Genomic DNA, 18,577 nt, shown 5'->3' with positions numbered 1-18,577 from the left:
GACCCGGCGCGTGATGCTCATCTTCCTGCGTCGTCCGTTGCTCATTTTCCACGCGAAAACGTGCGGAAATACGCGGGAAATAAGGAAAGAGAATTGACTCCGGAGTGTACAATTATTACAATCCGGCCTCTTTAATCACCCACGCTGAGGCGTTAGTCGTTCGAAACTCGTTCGGGTATACGCAAAAGTCAGTGAATTTATTCAAGTTTAGGTAGAAATCGCCATGAAACGCACTTTTCAACCGTCTGTACTGAAGCGCAACCGTTCTCACGGCTTCCGTGCTCGTATGGCTACTAAAAATGGTCGTCAGGTTCTGGCACGTCGTCGTGCTAAAGGCCGCGCTCGTCTGACCGTTTCCAAGTAATAAAGCTAACCCCTGAGTGGTTAAGCTAGCATTTCCCAGGGAGTTACGTTTGTTAACTCCCGCTCATTTCACTTTCGTCTTCCAGCAGCCACTACGGGCTGGCACGCCGCAAATCACCATCCTCGGCCGCCAAAATTCGCTGGGGCATCCCCGCATCGGTCTCACAGTCGCCAAGAAAAATGTTAAGCGTGCGCATGAACGCAATCGGATTAAACGTCTGACGCGTGAAAGCTTCCGTTTACGTCAGCACGAACTGCCTTCAATGGATTTCGTGGTGGTGGCGAAGAAAGGGGTTGCCGACCTCGATAACCGTGCTCTCTCGGAAGCGTTGGAAAAATTATGGCGCCGCCACTGTCGCCTGGCTCACGGGTCCTGATAGCCCTCATTCGGGTCTATCAACGCCTGATTAGTCCGCTACTCGGGCCGCACTGCCGTTTCACACCAACATGCTCAAGCTACGGAATTGAGGCATTGCGCAGGTTTGGAGTGATAAAAGGCAGTTGGTTGACGGTGAAACGCGTATTAAAATGCCACCCTTTACACCCCGGTGGAGACGATCCCGTCCCTCCAGGACCCTTTGATACCAGAGAACACTAACGATGGATTCGCAACGCAATCTTCTTATCATCGCTTTGTTGTTCGTGTCTTTCATGATCTGGCAGGCATGGGAGCAGGATAAAAATCCTCAACCCCAGCAGCAGACCACGCAGACTACGACCACCGCAGCGGGTAGCGCCGCCGACCAGGGCGTACCGGCCAGTGGCCAGGGGAAACAGATTACGGTTAAGACCGATGTGCTTGAGCTGACAATCAACACCCGTGGTGGTGATGTTGAGCAGGCGCTGCTGTTGACCTACCCGAAAGAGCTGAAGTCTAACGAACCGTTCCAGTTACTGGAAACCACGCCTGAGTTTATCTACCAGGCGCAGAGCGGCCTGACCGGTCGTGATGGCCCGGATAACCCGGCTAACGGTGCGCGTCCACTGTATACCGTCGATAGCGACACCTTTGTGCTGGCTGATGGCCAGAACGAACTCGCGATCCCGATGACGTACACCGACGCCGCAGGCAACACCTTCACTAAAACCTTCACCCTGAAGCGCGGTGAATATGCGGTGAATGTGGGCTACAGCGTACAGAACGCCAGTGCGAAACCGCTGGAGCTGTCGACCTTTGGCCAGCTGAAGCAGTCCATCAATCTGCCGTCTCACCGTGACACCGGAAGCAGCAACTTTGCGCTGCATACCTTCCGTGGCGCGGCATACTCCACGCCAGACGCGAAGTATGAGAAATACAAATTCGACACCATTGCGGATAACGAAAACCTGAACGTTAGTTCCAAAGGCGGTTGGGTTGCGATGCTGCAACAGTATTTCGCAACGGCCTGGATCCCAAACAACGACGGTACGAATAACTTCTATACCGCGAACCTGGGTAACGGTCTTGCAGCCATCGGCTACAAATCTCAGCCTGTTCTGGTTCAGCCGGGTCAAACCGGTAAGATGGCAAGCACCCTTTGGGTCGGCCCGGAAATTCAGGACAAAATGGCCGCTGTGGCGCCGCACCTGGATCTGACCGTTGATTACGGCTGGTTGTGGTTCATCTCTCAGCCGCTGTTTAAGCTGCTGAAGTTCATCCACAGCTTCCTGGGTAACTGGGGCTTCTCCATCATCGTTATCACCTTCATCGTTCGTGGCATCATGTACCCGCTGACTAAAGCGCAGTACACCTCCATGGCGAAGATGCGCATGCTGCAGCCGAAGATTCAGGCTATGCGTGAGCGTCTGGGCGATGACAAACAGCGTCAGAGCCAGGAAATGATGGCCCTGTATAAAGCAGAGAAAGTAAACCCACTGGGTGGTTGCTTCCCGCTGCTGATTCAGATGCCAATCTTCCTTGCGCTGTACTACATGCTGATGGGTTCCGTTGAGCTGCGCCACGCGCCGTTCGCACTGTGGATCCATGACCTGTCCGCACAGGACCCGTACTACATCCTGCCGATCCTGATGGGCGTGACGATGTTCTTCATCCAGAAGATGTCGCCGACCACCGTGACCGACCCGATGCAGCAGAAGATCATGACCTTTATGCCGGTCATCTTCACCGTGTTCTTCCTGTGGTTCCCGTCAGGTCTGGTGCTGTACTATATCGTCAGCAACCTGGTGACCATCATCCAGCAGCAGCTGATTTACCGTGGTCTGGAAAAACGTGGCCTGCATAGCCGCGAAAAGAAAAAGTCCTGATTCGGTAAGTTAACGCTAAAATAAGGGCGGTCAATTGACCGCCTTTTTTATTTGTATTGAACGAGACCAACCATGAGCCATAACGACACTATCGTCGCCCAGGCAACCCCACCGGGACGCGGTGGTGTAGGCATTCTGCGTATCTCCGGCCTGAAGGCGCGCGAGGTGGCCGAAGCGGTGCTGGGTAAACTGCCAAAGCCGCGCTACGCTGATTACCTGCCGTTTAAAGATACCGACGGCACGCCGCTGGACCAGGGCATTGCGCTGTGGTTCCCCGGCCCTAACTCTTTCACCGGCGAAGACGTGCTGGAGCTGCAGGGCCACGGCGGCCCGGTTATCCTCGATCTGCTGTTAAAACGTATCCTGACCCTGCCTGGCCTGCGCATTGCGAAGCCGGGCGAGTTCTCCGAGCGTGCCTTCCTCAACGACAAGCTCGACCTGGCGCAGGCAGAAGCGATTGCAGACCTGATCGACGCCAGCTCGGAACAGGCGGCCCGCTCCGCCCTGAACTCGCTGCAGGGGGCATTCTCCGCGCGCGTAAATCACCTTGTGGAAGCACTTACTCACCTGCGGATCTACGTGGAAGCGGCTATCGACTTCCCGGACGAGGAGATTGACTTCCTCTCTGACGGTAAAATCGAAGCGCAGCTCAACCAGGTGATGGCCGATCTCGACGCCGTTCGCGCCGAAGCGCGCCAGGGAAGCCTGCTGCGCGAAGGGATGAAGGTGGTGATTGCCGGACGCCCTAACGCCGGGAAATCGAGCCTGCTGAACGCCCTGGCGGGCCGTGAAGCGGCGATCGTCACCGATATTGCCGGCACCACCCGCGACGTGCTGCGCGAGCATATCCACATCGACGGGATGCCGCTGCATATCATTGATACCGCCGGCCTGCGCGATGCCAGCGACGAGGTTGAGCGCATCGGTATCGAACGCGCCTGGCAGGAGATCGAGCAGGCTGACCGCGTGCTGTTTATGGTGGACGGCACCACGACCGACGCCGTTGACCCGGCAGAAATCTGGCCAGACTTTATCGCCCGTCTGCCGGCGAAACTGCCCATCACCGTGGTGCGTAACAAAGCGGACGTTACCGGCGAAACGCTGGGCATCAGCGATGTGAACGGTCACTCACTGATTCGCCTGTCGGCGCGTACCGGTGAAGGCGTTAACGACCTGCGCAACCATCTCAAGCAGAGCATGGGCTTTGATACCAGCATGGAAGGCGGCTTCCTGGCGCGTCGTCGTCACCTGCAGGCGCTGGAAGAGGCGGCAAACCACCTTGTTCAGGGTAAAGCGCAGCTGATCGGCGCATGGGCGGGTGAACTGCTGGCGGAAGAGCTGCGCCTGGCGCAGCAGAATCTGAGCGAGATCACCGGGGAGTTTACGTCGGACGATCTGCTGGGACGGATCTTCTCGAGCTTCTGTATCGGTAAGTAAGGCCCGCTTATTGATGGTGATTTCCTCCCGGGAAATCACCATTGTCCAAATGGCAACTCGCCTAATCCCTTTTCACCCCCTATCCTGCATGCCTGCATCTATGGGGGGTTTATGGCGCGTTTTCTGTTTTGTAGTTTCGCATTAGTTCTGCTTTATCCGTCAGGCATTGATATGTATCTGGTGGGATTACCGCACATCGCCCGCGATCTGGGCGCCAGCGAGGCGCAGCTGCACATCGCGTTTTCGGCCTACCTCGCGGGGATGGCGTCGTCGATGGTGTTTGCCGGGAAAATCGCGGATAAAGCAGGCCGTCAGCCTGTCGCCATAACGGGCGCCATCATTTTTGCCCTGGCTTCTCTTCTCTGCTCACAGGCGCAAAGCAGCACCTTGTTCCTGGCCGGACGGTTTATCCAGGGCATTGGCGCCGGTGGCAGCTACGTCGTCGCGTTTGCCATTTTGCGCGATACCTTAAGCGCCCAGCGTCGCGCTAAGGTGCTTTCGATGCTGAACGGTATTACCTGCATCATCCCGGTGCTGGCGCCGGTCGTGGGATATCTGATCATGCTGAAATTCCCGTGGCAGAGCCTGTTCTGGACCATGGCGGCGATGGGCGCGCTGGTGTTTATCCTGTCCATCGCCGTGCTGAAAGAGACCCACCCAGGCTCGCAGAATACCGGTCATACCGCAACCATTCACCCAGCCGAGAAGCTGCTTAACCGCTTTTTCCTCAGTCGTCTGGCCGTGACCACGTTAAGCGTGGCGGTGATCCTGACCTATGTAAACGTTTCCCCGGTTTTACTGATGGAGACCATGGGCTTCGATCGGGGTGAGTATTCGACGGTGATGGCATTAACCGCCATGGTCAGTATGGCGGTCTCGTTCTCCACCCCGTTTGCGCTAAATGTTTTTAGCCAGCGCACGCTGATGCTGACCTCACAGGTTTTATTCCTCACGGCTGGCGCGATCCTGGCAACCACCAGCTCGCATGCGGTGATGCTGGCGGGTATTACCCTTATTTGTGCCGGGTTCTCGGTTGGCTTTGGCGTGGCGATGAGCCAGGCGCTTGGCCCCTTCTCGCTGCGGGCAGGCGTGGCAAGCTCGGTGCTGGGAATTGCGCAGGTCTGCGGCTCGTCGCTGTGGATTTGGCTGGCGGCGGTCATCGGGCTTAACGCGCTGAATATGCTGATCGGGGTTCTGATTGGCTGTAGCATACTGTGCATCACCTTACTTATGGTCATCCAGCCCGCGGCGCAATATGAAGAAGCCCATCAGCAGTCTCGATCTTAACCTGTTGCTGTGCCTGCAGCTTTTGCTGCAGGAGCGCAGCGTCACCAAAGCGGCGAAGCGGATGAACGTGACGCCGTCTGCGGTGAGTAAATCGCTGGCCAAGCTGCGCGACTGGTTTGACGACCCGCTGTTTGTCAAAACGCCGCTGGGGCTGCTGCCGACCCCGCTGACGGTAAGCCTCGAGCAGGATCTGGCTGACTGGATGCAAATCGGCAACCAGATCCTCGATAAATTCCACCATGATTCCCCGGGCGGGCTAACGTTTGTGCTGGCCGCCGAAACGCCGTTGATGCTGATCCGCTTTAATGCCCTGCTGGAGCAGGTGAACCAGCGCTATCCGCAGGCTACGGTGAAGATGCGTCACTGGGATTATGACTCGCTGGACGCCATTACGCGTGGAGAGGTGGATCTGGGATTCACCGGACGCGAAACGCACCCGCGCTCGCGTGAATTGCTGAAGCTAATGCCGTGGTTCATCGACTATGAGATCCTGTTCAGCGACCGTCCGTGCGTGTATCTGCGTGAGGATCACCCCGCGCTACAGGACGAATGGAACCTCGAAACCTTCCTGCGCTACCCGCACATCAGCATCTTCTGGGAACGCAGCGACACCTGGGCACTGGACGAAGTGCTAAAGGAGATGGGTCGGGAGAGAAACATTGCCATGAGCGTGCCGGGCTTTGAGCAGTCGATGTTTATGGCAGCCCAGCCCGGTCACAACTATATCGCCACGGCTCCGCACTACTGCCATCACTACAATCAACTCCACCAGCGGAAGCTGATCGCGCTTCCTATTCCCATTGATGAAGCGCAGGCTGAAAAGCTTACCGTTCCCTTCACGCTGATCTGGCATAAACGGAACAGCCATAATCCGAAAATCCTCTGGCTGCGGGAAACCATCAAGGCACTGTACGGTGCCAGCGATCCAATTTTTGCCTAAGAAAATGTAAAGTTCGGTCCTAAGGCTTCTCTTACTCCCATTTACTGATTAAAACAGGAGTCAAGTTAAGCGATAATCATGTAACCGTTTAACCGATTACGACCATTATCAAGGAGCGAAAAATGGCTACGCACTTTGCAAGAGGGATACTTACGGAAGGACGTCTCGTATCGGCAAGAATTTCTTCAGCCTGTCACAGTGAAGCACTCACTCTCCCGGAACACCGCAGAACGCGGTTTTTAGCGTCCAGAGCGCTTCTCGCAGAACTGCTGTTTATGCTGTACGGCACCAGCGAGCTGCCGGACATCATTACCCAACCCGAAGGCCGCCCGGTCTTTGCCGACCCGGACCTCCCTCGTTTTTCGATTGCCTACGCGGGCAATATCATTGGCGTCGCGCTGACCACCGAAGGGGATTGTGGGCTGGATATGGAACTCCAGCGCGCGACGCGCAGCTTCCATGGCGGTAATGCGCATGAAGACTATCCGCTCTCCAGCAATGAGAAGCTGTGGGTACGCAACCAGAACGATCCTGTCGAAGCCCGAGCCCAGCTCATTACCCTGCGCCAGAGCATTCGCAAGCTCTGTGGATGCGCCTCAGACGACGCCAGCCTGCTGCAACTGCTTCCAGGCTCCGGACGTCTGCGTGCCGCTCAGGCCACGCTGGTAGAGGCGCTCAGCGACGCAGAGGATGTGCTCATTTGGTCCATTGCGGTTACCCCCGCCATCGAACGCATGAAAATCTGGGAATTTGACAGCCAACAGGGATGGCGTAGCCTTCCTGATGTGCCCGAGCGTGCCAACGAGCCCGCCGCACGCCTGATGCGTTTAACCAGTTTACCGGCAGAAAAAGCATTCACCCTTAGCTGATCCGATCAGGGTCATCATGATGAAACAGGAGTAATCATGTCTGATACGTTGAAAGTAGTTACGTTACTGGGAAGCCTGCGCAAAGGTTCATTTAACGGGATGGTTGCCCGCACGCTGCCACAGCTGGCACCGGCAGGAATGGAAATTAGCGCCCTGCCGTCTATTGGCGATATTCCGCTGTATGACGCTGACGTACAGCAGGAAGAGGGTTTTCCGCAGAGCGTTGAGGCGCTGGCAGAGCAGATCCGCCAGGCTGACGGCGTGGTCATCGTCACGCCGGAGTATAACTACTCGGTTCCGGGTGGTCTGAAGAATGCCATCGACTGGCTGTCCCGTTTACCTGAGCAGCCGCTGGCAGGCAAACCGGTGCTGATCCAGACCAGCTCAATGGGCGCGATTGGCGGCGCGCGCTGCCAGTATCATCTGCGCCAGATCCTGGTGTTCCTGGATGCGATGGTCATGAACAAGCCGGAATTTATGGGTGGTGTGATTCAGAACAAGGTCGACCCGCAAACGGGTGAAGTGGTGGATCAGAGCACGCGCGATCATCTGTCTGGCCAGCTGACGGCGTTTGGGGATTATATTAAGCGGGTGAAGGCGTAAGCTTATTGCGGCCTGATGCCCTCACCCCAGCCCTCTCCCACGGGAGAGGGCGCAAACACTAAAGCCCTTTTCTTCGAAAAGGGCTTGCTGTTTATTTGGCATCAATAAACACAATCTTCAGCACAAACAGCAGCGCCACAACGATGACGCACGGGCTGAGGTCGCGGAAGCGGCCGGTACCGATCTTCATTACGCAGTAAGAGATAAAGCCCAGCGCGATACCTTCGGTAATCGAGAAGCTAAACGGCATCATCACGGCGGTAATAAACGCCGGCACCGCTTCGGTTAAATCATCCCACTTCACGCGTGACAGGCTGGAGGTCATCAGCACCCCCACATAGATCAGCGCGCCGGCTGCCGCATACGGAGGAACCATACCCGCCAGCGGAGAGAGGAAGATTACCAGCAGGAACAGAATACCCACAACCACCGCCGTCAGGCCGGTACGGCCGCCCACGGACACGCCGGAAGACGATTCAATGTACGCGGTAACGGACGAGGTTCCGATAAAAGCACCGGTCACAGAGGAGACGCTGTCCACAAACAGCGCCTGCTTCATGCGCGGGAACTTGCCTTTTTCATCCGCCAGACCCGCTTTGTCGGTCACGCCAATCAGCGTGCCGGAGGAGTCAAACAGGTTGACCAGCATGAAGGAGAAAATCACGCCCGCCAGGCCCAGGTTCAGGGAACCCGCCAGATCGACGTGACCAATCACGGTAGAAACGCTCGGTGGCGCGGAGACGATACCATTATAGTGAACGTCGCCCAGCATCCAGCCCAGCAGGGTGGTGACCACGATGGAGACCAGCACCGCCGCGTGAATATTACGGGAAGCCAGGATCGCGATGATAAAGAAGCCCAGCACGCCCAGCAGCACGTTATGAGAGGTCAGGTGACCAATGCTCACCAGCGTTTCCGGGTTCGCCACGATAACGCCGGCGTTTTTCAGCCCCATCATACCGATGAACAGACCGATACCGCTGGTGATGCCCACGCGCAGACTCACGGGAATGTTTGCAATCATCCAGTAACGCACGCGGAAAATGGTCAGCAGCAGCAGGCCAACCGCGCCCCAGAAGATGGCGCCCATGCCAACCTGCCACGGCAGACCCATCGCCTGAACCACCACGAACGCGAAGAACGCATTCAGGCCCATCGCCGGTGCCAGCGCAACCGGCAGGTTAGCGAACACACCCATCAGAATGCTGCCAAGGGCCGCAATCAGGCAGGTGGTTACAAAGACGGCGCTGGTATCCATGCCAGCAACGCCCAGAATTTGAGGGTTCACAAAAACGATATAGACCATCGTCAGGAAGGTGGTGAAACCAGCGATCACTTCGGTGCGTGCCGTTGTGCCGTGCTCGCGCAGTTTAAAAACGCGCTCAAGCAGACCCTGACCAGATGTCTGGGTAGTGTGTTGTTGACTCATCATCAATTCCGAACAAGGAGGGAAAATTCGTCGCTATCCTATACCAAAATGCGACAATAGTGGCGGTTACGTGATACTTTTTTCATTGATTTTGCTTATACGGCAACGATTGCGTCCCGGCGAACTGCCGAACGTAAACGTTAAACTTGTTAAAAGGGAAAGGCATGTCCGGAATTGAAGCGGTATTTTTCGACTGCGACGGTACGCTGGTCGACAGTGAGGTCATTTGTTCCCGCGCGTATGTCACCATGTTCCAGGAATTTGGCATTACGCTGGAACTTGAAGAGGTGTTTAAACGCTTTAAGGGCGTGAAGCTCTACGAGATCATCGACATCATTAACGAAGAACACGGCGTGGATCTGGCGAAAGCGGATCTGGAACCGGTGTACCGCGCCGAGGTCGCACGCCTGTTCGACTCCGAGCTGGAAGTTATCTCCGGGGCTAACGCGCTGCTGGATGCGATGACGGTGCCAGTCTGCGTCGTCTCTAACGGCCCGGTCAGCAAAATGCAGCACTCGCTGGGCAAGCTTGAGATGCTGCACCATTTCCCGGAAAAACTGTTCAGCGGCTACGATATCCAGCGCTGGAAGCCAGACCCGGCGCTGATGTTCCATGCGGCAAAAGCGATGAACGTCAACGTAGAGAACTGCATTCTGGTGGATGACTCGTCTGCAGGCGCGCAGTCGGGGATTGATGCGGGGATGGAGGTGTTTTACTTCTGCGCCGATCCGCACAACAAGCCGATCGATCATCCCAACGTGACGACCTTTACCGATCTGGCGCAATTGCCTGAATTGTGGAAAGCGCGCGGGTGGGATATTACACGCTGAAAAAACAAAGCCGGATGGCGCTAACGCTTATCCGGCCTACAGGGCTCGTAGGGCGGGTAAGCACTAGCGCCATCCGCCACAAAAATCACTCTTTCGGATCTTTACCCGCCAGCAGCTTGTCCAGTTCGTCGCCGCCCACGTGACGGAAGTCCTGACCTTTCACGAAGTAGAAGATGTATTCGCAAATGTTCTGGCAGCGGTCGCCAATACGCTCAATAGAGCGCGCGCAGAACAGGGCGGTCAGTACGCTTGGGATCGTACGTGAATCTTCCATCATGTAGGTCATCAGCTGACGCACGATGCCTTCATACTCCTGGTCGACCTTCTTGTCTTCACGGTAGATACGCACCGCTTCGTCCAGGTCCATACGCGCAAAGGCATCCAGCACGTCGTGCAGCATCTGCACGGTGTGGCGGCCCAGCGACTCCAGGCTCACCAGCAGGGGCTGGTGCTGCTGAGAGAATTTCTCCAGCGCGGTGCGGCAGATTTTATCCGCAACGTCACCAATACGCTCCAGCTCGGCGATGGTCTTGATGATCGCCATCACCAGACGCAGGTCGCTCGCCGTCGGCTGACGTTTCGCGATAATGCGCACGCAGGCCTCGTCGATAGCGACTTCCATCATGTTGACGTTTTTGTCGCCTTCAATGACGCGCTTCGCCAGCTCGCTGTCCTGGTTGTGCATTGCCGTAATCGCATCAGAAAGCTGCTGCTCGACCATGCCGCCCATGGTCATTACCTGGGTGCGAATGCTTTCCAGCTCTGCGTTGAACTGGCCGGAAATGTGTTTATTAAGATTGAGGTTGTCCATGGTTTCTCCACATGCACTAAGGCAAATCAACCGTAGCGGCCAGTAATATAATCTTCGGTTTGTTTCTTCGCGGGCCTGGTGAACAGCGCGTCCGTATCGCTGAACTCAATCAACTCGCCCAGGTACATAAACGCCGTGTGATCGGAACAACGTGCAGCCTGCTGCATGTTATGGGTCACGATAACCACGGTGTAATCCTGCTTCAGCTCGGTGATCAGCTCTTCAATACGGCCGGTTGAGATCGGGTCCAGCGCTGAACACGGCTCATCCAGCAGCAACACTTCCGGGCGAATAGCAATACCGCGCGCAATGCACAGACGCTGCTGCTGACCACCGGAGAGAGAGTAACCGCTCTGGTGCAACTTATCTTTGGTTTCGTTCCATAATGCGGCCTTGGTCAAAGCACACTGCACGCGCTCGTCCATATCAGCACGGGAGAGTTTTTCAAACAGGCGAACGCCAAACGCGATGTTGTCGTAAATGGACATCGGGAACGGCGTTGGTTTCTGGAACACCATCCCCACTTTGGCGCGCAGCAGGGCGATATCCTGAGCCTGGGTCAGAATGTTTTCACCGTCCAGGATGATTTCACCTTCAGCACGCTGCTCCGGATAGAGCGAATACATTTTGTTAAAGGTACGCAGCAGCGTGGATTTTCCACAGCCGGACGGACCGATAAATGCCGTGACCTGGTTCTTCGCGATATCCAGGTTGATGTTCTTCAGGGCATGGAATTTGCCGTAGTAGAAGTTCAAATCACGAACCTGAATCTTACCCGGGGCAGTATCAACCATACTCATTGACTCATTTCCTCATTCGGCGCCGCGAGCTGCCGCGCCGTAAAAAATTAACCGTGTTTCTTCTTCGCGAAAATGACGCGCGCCAGAATGTTCAGCAACAGTACGCAAAGGGTAATGATCAGCACCCCGGCCCAGGCCAGCTGCTGCCATTCCGCGAATGGGCTCATCGCAAATTTAAAGATCGTCACCGGCAGGTTGGCGATCGGCTGCATCATGTCCGTGCTCCAGAACTGATTGGAGAGAGACGTAAACAGCAGCGGCGCCGTTTCACCCGCGATACGCGCAACCGCCAGCAGGATACCGGTCATGATGCCGGAGACAGACGCCTTCAGCGTAATCGCAGAGATCATCTTCCATTTCGGCGTACCCAGCGCATAAGCCGCTTCGCGCAGGCTGTCCGGCACAAGTTTCAGCATGTTTTCGGTGGTACGAATAACAATCGGCACCTGCAGCAGCGCCAGGGCAATTACGCCCGCCCAGCCGGAGAAGTGTTCCATCTGCGCCACCACCACGGTGTAAACAAACAGACCCACGACGATAGAAGGTGCAGACAGCAGAATGTCGTTGATGAAGCGAATCACTTCCGCCAGCCAGGATTTACGACCGTATTCTGCCAGGTAGATGCCCGCCATGATACCCAGCGGCGTGCCGAAGACCGTCGCCCAGAGGATCAGCAGGCCGCTGCCCGCCAGGGCATTCGCCAGGCCACCACCCGCCGTGTTCGGCGGCGGCGTCATTTCGGTGAACAGCGACAGTGACATCCCGTCAATCCCGCGAACGACCGTCGAGAAGAGGATCCAGACCAGCCAGAACAGGCCGAATGCCATCGTCGCCATAGAGAGCGACAGGGCAATACGGTTTTTCATGCGGCGTCTGGCCTGCATTTTGCGGCGGGATTCCGCCAGTTCAGCGGTAGCTTGCATTTCGAGAGTTGCCATTAGCGTGCTCCCTCATTTTTAGCGAGGCGCATAATCATCAGCTTGGAAATCGCCAGAACAATGAAGGTGATAACGAACAGAATCAGACCCAGCTCCATCAGCGCCGCCACGTGCAGCCCGGATTCCGCTTCCGCAAATTCATTCGCCAGCGCCGAGGTAATACTGTTACCCGGCATGTAGAGCGACGCGCTGTCGAGCTGGTAGGTGTTACCGATGATAAAGGTCACCGCCATGGTTTCACCCAGCGCACGACCTAAGCCCAGCATCACTCCCCCGATCACCCCATTTTTGGTGAACGGAAGGACAATGCGCCAGATAACTTCCCAGGTGGTGCAGCCGATGCCGTAGGCCGACTCTTTCATCATCACCGGCGTTTGTTCGAAGACATCGCGCATGACCGCCGCAATGTACGGAATAATCATGATGGCGAGGATCACACCTGCCGCCAGAATGCCTATACCGAAAGCCGGGCCAGAGAACAGGGCACCCACAAACGGAATAGCGGAAAGCACGTTACCGACCGGTTCCTGGAAGTACGTGGCGAACAGCGGAGCAAAGATGAACAAGCCCCACATGCCGTAAACGATACTTGGAATAGCCGCCAGCAGTTCGATGGCAATACCCAGCGGGCGTCGCAGCCAGCCCGGCGCCAGCTCCGTCAGGAACAGGGCAATACCAAAGCTCACCGGAACCGCAATCAGCAGGGCGATGAACGAGGTCACCAGCGTGCCGTAAATCGGCACAAGGGCACCGTAGATATCGTTCGGCGCGTCCCACTCTTTGGTCCACAGGAAGGAAAAACCGAATTTCTGGATGCTCGGCCATGAGGAGAAAATCAGAGACACGATAATGCCGCCCAGCAGCAATAGCACAATCAGCGCAGCCAGTTTCACCAGCGCGCTGAAAATCATGTCACCTTTTTTACCCGGAGGGTTAAATGCAGGCTTGGTTGCAGCCATAAATTACTCTTCTGTTTGAGACGTTTTTACGAATATGCCCGGTGGCGCTGACGCTTACCGGGCCTACAGCTTAAACCGTAGGGCGGGTAAGCGCAGCGCCACCCGCCATCTTCGTTAAATATATCCTGTTAGTACAGCGCTTTACCGCTGCTGTCTTTCACGTTGGTTTTCCATGCAGCACGAATCTGCTCAACCACGTTGTCCGGCAGGGTAGCGTAATCCAGGGCGTTAGCCTGTTTGCCGCCGTTTTTGTACGCCCAGTCGAAGAACTTCAGCACTTCGGCGCCCTGCTCAGGTTTTTTCTGCTCTTTGTGAACCAGGATGAAGGTGGTAGAGGTGATTGGCCACGCACCTTCGCCTTTCTGGTTAGTCAGATCCTGCGCGAAGGATTTGCTCCAGTCAGCGCCTTTCGCCGCGTTAGCAAAGTTCTCTTCGGTCGGGCTAACCGGTTTGCCGTCGGCTGAAACCAGTTTGGTGTAGGACAGGTTGTTCTGCTTAGCGTACGCATACTCTACGTAACCAATTGAGCCAGGCAGACGCTGTACAAACGCGGCGATACCGTCGTTACCTTTACCGCCCAGACCGGTTGGCCAGTTAACGGTAGAGCCGGAGCCGACTTTAGATTTCCACTCTTCGTTCACTTTTGCCAGGTAGCTGGTGAACACGAAAGAGGTACCGGAACCATCCGCGCGGCGAACCACGGCGATGTTCTGAGAAGGCAGCTTCAAGCCTGGGTTGAGTTTAGCGATCGCTTCGTCATCCCATTTTTTGATTTTACCCAGGTAGATGTCACCCAGCGTTTTGCCGTCCAGCACCAGCTCACCCGACTTCACGCCCGGCAGGTTGATGGCCAGAACCACACCACCGATCACGGTAGGGAACTGGAACAAGCCTTCCTGAGCCAGTTTGTCATCAGACAGCGGAGCGTCTGATGCGCCGAAATCAACAGTGTTCGCGGTAATTTGTTTAACGCCACCGGAGGAGCCGATACCCTGATAGTTAACCTTGTTACCGGTTTCTTTCTGGTAGGTATCCGCCCATTTGGCATACACCGGCGCAGGGAAGGTTGCACCAGCGCCAGTCAGGCTTGCTTCTGCAAATACAGAGAACGCGCTCAGAGATAAGGTCGCGGCGACAACAGTTGCGACAGTGGTACGCATAACTTTCATAATGTCTCCTGCAAGATTTTCGTAAATCGTTGTTTAGTGGCTACGATGAGCAAAATAGGACAAACAGGTGACAGATAAATGTACGAATTATGACAGTTTTATGACAACGTTAATTTCACTTAAAAACCAGCAAAAGAAAGCTTAATTTTCATCGCGTTAGCCGCTTTTATGACAAGACGTTTTCAGAAATATTTTCTTTATGTGACACTGAAAAAAGTAGCTGAAGATGACAAATTGTCATTATTAAAAACGAGAAAGGATTGATTAAAAACAAGCCGGGAAGGATAAAAAAGCTCCACCCGAAGGTGGAGCCTGAAGGGATTATTCTACGGTAACCGATTTCGCCAGGTTACGCGGCTGGTCAACGTCGGTGCCTTTGATCAGCGCAACGTGATAGGACAGCAGCTGCAGCGGAACGGTGTAGAAGATTGGTGCGATAACCTCTTCCACATGCGGCATCTCGATGATGTGCATGTTGTCGTTGCTGACAAAACCGGCATCTTTGTCGGCGAAGACGTACAGAACACCGCCGCGGGCGCGCACTTCTTCGATGTTAGACTTCAGTTTTTCCAGCAGTTCGTTGTTTGGTGCCACAACGATGACCGGCATATCCGCGTCAATCAGCGCCAGCGGGCCGTGCTTCAGCTCGCCAGCCGCATAGGCTTCAGCGTGAATGTAGGAGATTTCTTTCAGCTTCAGCGCGCCTTCCAGCGCAATCGGATACTGATCGCCACGACCCAGGAACAGGGCGTGATGTTTGTCAGAGAAATCTTCCGCCAGCGCTTCTATGCGTTTGTCCTGAGACAGCATCTGCTCAATACGGCTCGGCAGCGCCTGCAGGCCGTGAACGATGTCGTGCTCAACGGACGCATCTTCACCTTTCAGACGCGCCAGCTTCGCCACCAGCATCAGCAGAACGGTCAGCTGAGTGGTAAACGCTTTGGTGGAGGCCACACCGATTTCGGTGCCCGCTTTGGTCATCAGCGCCAGATCGGACTCACGCACCAGCGATGATCCAGGGACGTTACAGATGGCCAGCGAGCCCAGGTAACCCAGCTCTTTAGACAGACGCAGCGCTGCCAGCGTATCCGCCGTTTCACCAGACTGGGAAAGGGTGATCATCAGGCTGTTACGACGCACCGCGGATTTGCGATAGCGGAATTCAGACGCGATTTCCACATCGCACGGCACGCCCGCCAGGGATTCAAACCAGTAGCGAGAGACCATACCGGAGTTGTAGGAGGTGCCGCATGCCACGATCTGAATATGCTCGACCTTGCCGAGCAGTTCGTTCGCGTTTGCGCCCAGCTCGCTCAGATCCACTTCACCGTGGCTGATGCGCCCAGTCAGCGTGTTTTTGATGGCGTTTGGCTGCTCGTAAATCTCTTTCTGCATGTAGTGACGGTAAGCGCCTTTGTCGCCCGCGTCGTACTGCAGATTCGATTCAATCTCCTGACGTTTCACCTGCTCGCCTTTGGTATCAAAGACGGTCACGCTGCGACGGGTCACTTCCGCGATATCACCCTCTTCGAGAAAGATAAAGCGACGGGTAACCGGCAGGAGCGCCAGCTGGTCAGAAGCGATGAAGTTTTCACCCATGCCCAGACCGATAACCATCGGGCTACCGGAACGCGCGGCCAGCAATGTGGACGGATCGCGGGAATCCATGATCACCGTACCGTACGCACCGCGCAGCTGAGGGATAGCGCGCAGCACCGCATCACGCAGCGTGCCGCCCTGCTCCAGCTCCCAGTGCACCAGGTGAGCAATCACTTCGGTGTCAGTTTCAGAGACGAAGGTGTAGCCGCGCGCTTTCAGTTCTTCGCGCAGCGGTTCGTGGTTTTCGATAATGCCGTTGTGCACGACCACGATGTGTTCAGACACATGCGGGTGCGCGTTACCTTCAGAGGGTTCGCCGTGCGTCGCCCAGCGGGTGTGAGCAATACCGGTCCCACCGTGCAGCGGATGTTCTTCCGCGGCCTGGGCCAGCATCTGCACTTTACCGAGACGACGCAGACGGGTCATATGACCTTCTGCATCGACGACAGCCAGACCGGCTGAGTCGTAACCACGGTATTCCAGACGACGTAAACCTTCGAGAAGGATTTCAGCAATATCACGCTGCGCAACTGCGCCAACAATTCCACACATAATTTTAGATTCCGAATTTAGGCATTATGCCTGCGTTGTCGCTGACCTGTATTTTCCCTGCGTCTTTCACGCTGCGGCTGTGTTGGCTTCTCGTACTCGCCACGGTCACTTACTTAAGTAAGCTCCCATGGACTCATACGCTTGCCGCCTTGCCACAACGCGAAATCCTTTGGGTAACGCCCTTTCCGGGCACCCCGAGCCTTGTAGAGAGTGGGGTTATTTTTATGGGTACTGCTTATGGGGGGAAATATATATTTATCTCCTCTCCCGGGTTTGCCTGATGACGGCTACGCCTATCAGGCCTACTCAATCGTAGGGCGGGTAAGCGTAGCGCCACCCGCCTTGTTGTTACTTTTTCTTCACCGGACGTTTCCAGCCCTGCTTGCTGACCTGCGGAACGCGGCTTAACACCAACTCGTTCTCGGCCACATCGCGCGTAACGGTTGTTCCGGCGGCAATGGTCACCCCGTTACCCACGGTAACAGGCGCCACCAGCTGCGTATCGGATCCAACAAACACGTCGTCACCGATGATGGTTTTAAACTTATTCGCGCCGTCATAGTTACAGGTAATAGTCCCTGCACCAATATTCACGTTATTGCCGATTTCCGCGTCGCCCAGATAGGTCAGATGACCGGCTTTCGAGCCTTTGCCTAGACGCGCTTTTTTCATCTCCACGAAGTTACCCACGTGAGCGCCTTCCAGCAGCTCAGCGCCCGGGCGCAGACGCGCAAACGGGCCGATGGTACACGCCGTATCCAGACGGGCATCTTCCACCACGCTGTATGGGCTGATTTCGCAGTCGTCACCGATGACGCTGTTTTTAATCACGCAGCCGGCGCCAATTTTGACGCGATTGCCCAGTGTGACGTGACCTTCGAGGATAACGTTCGTATCAATTTCAACGTCACGGCCGTGAGATAACGAACCACGCAGATCGAAACGAGCAGGATCGCGCAGCATCACGCCCGCCAGCAGCAGTTTTTCGGCCTGCTCGGACTGATAAATACGCTCAAGACGGGAGAGCTGCAGGCGGTTGTTCACGCCGTCCGTTTCGCTGATGCGCGCCGGATGAACGGCGGCAATTTCACGCCCTTCGTGGTACGCCATCGCAATGATGTCGGTGATGTAGTATTCACCCTGCGTGTTGTTGTTGTCGAGTCTGGACAGCCAGCGCTTCATATCCGCGCCGTTGGCAATCAGGATACCGGTGTTGATCTCCTGAATCTGGCGCTGTTCGTCGCTGGCATCTTTGTGCTCAACAATACCCGTGACGTTGCCGTTTTCACGGGTGATGCGACCATAACCGCTTGGATCGTCCAGCACGACGGTCAACAAACCGATGCCGCCCTGCGGTTTGGCTTCACGCAGGCGAGTCAGGGTTTCAACGGAGATCAGCGGGACATCGCCGTAGAGCATCAAAATGTCTTCGTCATCCGCAAAGAAAGGCGCAGCCTGCTGCATCGCATGGCCTGTGCCCAGCTGTTCGGCCTGAAGCACCCAGTTGAGCTTGTCATCGCTCAGCGTCTTTTTAAGCAGATCGCCGCCGTGGCCGTAGACCAGGTGGACCTGACTGGCACCCAGCTCGTTCGCTGCATCAATGACATGCTGCACCATTGGCTTTCCTGCAAGCGTGTGGAGCACCTTAGGCAGATCGGAATACATGCGGGTCCCTTTGCCAGCGGCAAGGATCACCACGCTCATCGCACTGTTTGACATACGCATCCTGACGGTAGTTTGAGTGTGA

At 55.8% G+C, this 18,577-nt stretch carries 18 protein-coding genes; 10 read left to right on the top strand and 8 right to left on the bottom strand.

The genetic code is table 11. The features are described from left to right. Window positions 1-223 precede the first annotated feature (223 nt). From rpmH to ACMGGX_RS09780, 9 genes are all read left to right on the top strand, one after another. On the top strand, window positions 224-364 hold the full coding sequence (rpmH, locus tag ACMGGX_RS09820; RefSeq protein WP_000831330.1) for a 50S ribosomal protein L34: 141 nt from the start codon (window positions 224-226) through the stop codon (window positions 362-364). A gap of 16 nt (window positions 365-380) precedes the next feature. Then, the gene (gene rnpA / locus ACMGGX_RS09815) at window positions 381-740 is read left to right on the top strand and encodes a ribonuclease P protein component (RefSeq protein WP_032640303.1); all 360 of its coding nucleotides are present in this window, start codon (window positions 381-383) and stop codon (window positions 738-740) included. Then, window positions 704-961, top strand: coding sequence for a membrane protein insertion efficiency factor YidD (gene yidD / locus ACMGGX_RS09810; RefSeq protein ID WP_001307474.1), 258 nt, complete (start codon window positions 704-706; stop codon window positions 959-961). The genes rnpA and yidD overlap by 37 nt, the downstream gene beginning before the upstream one ends. Window positions 962-963: 2 nt before the next feature. Further along, entirely contained in the window at window positions 964-2,607 is a 1,644-nt protein-coding gene (gene yidC / locus ACMGGX_RS09805; RefSeq protein ID WP_126797249.1) for a membrane protein insertase YidC, read from the top strand. Between the two features lie 72 nt (window positions 2,608-2,679). Beyond that, entirely contained in the window at window positions 2,680-4,044 is a 1,365-nt protein-coding gene (gene mnmE, locus ACMGGX_RS09800) for a tRNA uridine-5-carboxymethylaminomethyl(34) synthesis GTPase MnmE (RefSeq protein ID WP_205916099.1), read from the top strand. 111 nt (window positions 4,045-4,155) lie between these two features. Then, the gene (locus tag ACMGGX_RS09795; protein ID WP_420298313.1) at window positions 4,156-5,331 is read left to right on the top strand and encodes an MFS transporter; all 1,176 of its coding nucleotides are present in this window, start codon (window positions 4,156-4,158) and stop codon (window positions 5,329-5,331) included. Beyond that, window positions 5,300-6,271: an HTH-type transcriptional regulator YidZ gene (gene yidZ, locus ACMGGX_RS09790; RefSeq protein ID WP_029741480.1), complete on the top strand. Its 972-nt coding sequence runs from the start codon at window positions 5,300-5,302 to the stop codon at window positions 6,269-6,271. The genes ACMGGX_RS09795 and yidZ overlap by 32 nt, the downstream gene beginning before the upstream one ends. A gap of 122 nt (window positions 6,272-6,393) precedes the next feature. Continuing rightward, window positions 6,394-7,140, top strand: a complete 747-nt coding sequence (locus ACMGGX_RS09785) for a 4'-phosphopantetheinyl transferase family protein (RefSeq protein WP_045888257.1) — start codon at window positions 6,394-6,396, stop codon at window positions 7,138-7,140. Window positions 7,141-7,176: 36 nt separating this feature from the next. Beyond that, window positions 7,177-7,743 carry an NADPH-dependent FMN reductase gene (locus tag ACMGGX_RS09780; protein WP_023309798.1) on the top strand — a complete coding sequence of 189 codons (567 nt, stop codon included), beginning with the start codon at window positions 7,177-7,179 and terminating at the stop codon, window positions 7,741-7,743. Window positions 7,744-7,834: 91 nt separating this feature from the next. Here the strand turns inward: ACMGGX_RS09780 and adeP are convergent, their stop codons facing one another. Beyond that, window positions 7,835-9,172, bottom strand: a complete 1,338-nt coding sequence (gene adeP / locus ACMGGX_RS09775) for an adenine permease AdeP (protein ID WP_146198332.1) — start codon at window positions 9,170-9,172, stop codon at window positions 7,835-7,837. A 164-nt stretch (window positions 9,173-9,336) separates the two neighbouring features. Between adeP and yieH the strand changes: the two genes are divergently transcribed. Next, entirely contained in the window at window positions 9,337-10,002 is a 666-nt protein-coding gene (gene yieH, locus ACMGGX_RS09770; protein ID WP_194401461.1) for a 6-phosphogluconate phosphatase, read from the top strand. 85 nt (window positions 10,003-10,087) lie between these two features. Here the strand turns inward: yieH and phoU are convergent, their stop codons facing one another. The 7 genes from phoU to glmU form a co-directional block, all read right to left on the bottom strand. Then, window positions 10,088-10,813 carry a phosphate signaling complex protein PhoU gene (gene phoU, locus ACMGGX_RS09765; RefSeq protein ID WP_008500182.1) on the bottom strand — a complete coding sequence of 242 codons (726 nt, stop codon included), beginning with the start codon at window positions 10,811-10,813 and terminating at the stop codon, window positions 10,088-10,090. A gap of 26 nt (window positions 10,814-10,839) precedes the next feature. Further along, the gene (gene pstB, locus ACMGGX_RS09760; RefSeq protein ID WP_420298312.1) at window positions 10,840-11,613 is read right to left on the bottom strand and encodes a phosphate ABC transporter ATP-binding protein PstB; all 774 of its coding nucleotides are present in this window, start codon (window positions 11,611-11,613) and stop codon (window positions 10,840-10,842) included. Between the two features lie 47 nt (window positions 11,614-11,660). Beyond that, window positions 11,661-12,551, bottom strand: a complete 891-nt coding sequence (gene pstA, locus ACMGGX_RS09755) for a phosphate ABC transporter permease PstA (RefSeq protein ID WP_023309794.1) — start codon at window positions 12,549-12,551, stop codon at window positions 11,661-11,663. Then, entirely contained in the window at window positions 12,551-13,510 is a 960-nt protein-coding gene (gene pstC / locus ACMGGX_RS09750) for a phosphate ABC transporter permease PstC (RefSeq protein WP_023309793.1), read from the bottom strand. The genes pstA and pstC overlap by 1 nt, the downstream gene beginning before the upstream one ends. Window positions 13,511-13,638: 128 nt before the next feature. Beyond that, complete coding sequence (gene pstS, locus ACMGGX_RS09745) at window positions 13,639-14,679, bottom strand: phosphate ABC transporter substrate-binding protein PstS (protein ID WP_008500186.1); 1,041 nt, start codon at window positions 14,677-14,679, stop codon at window positions 13,639-13,641. 321 nt (window positions 14,680-15,000) lie between these two features. Further along, window positions 15,001-16,830: a glutamine--fructose-6-phosphate transaminase (isomerizing) gene (gene glmS, locus ACMGGX_RS09740; RefSeq protein WP_205916095.1), complete on the bottom strand. Its 1,830-nt coding sequence runs from the start codon at window positions 16,828-16,830 to the stop codon at window positions 15,001-15,003. Window positions 16,831-17,178: 348 nt separating this feature from the next. Continuing rightward, the gene (gene glmU / locus ACMGGX_RS09735) at window positions 17,179-18,549 is read right to left on the bottom strand and encodes a bifunctional UDP-N-acetylglucosamine diphosphorylase/glucosamine-1-phosphate N-acetyltransferase GlmU (protein WP_420298311.1); all 1,371 of its coding nucleotides are present in this window, start codon (window positions 18,547-18,549) and stop codon (window positions 17,179-17,181) included. Window positions 18,550-18,577: the final 28 nt, after the last annotated feature.

The sequence above is a fragment of the Enterobacter sp. BNK-29 genome (assembly GCF_048684785.1).
GTDB lineage: Bacteria > Pseudomonadota > Gammaproteobacteria > Enterobacterales > Enterobacteriaceae > Enterobacter > Enterobacter cloacae_M.
This window is presented reverse-complemented; position numbering and strand designations above follow the sequence as displayed.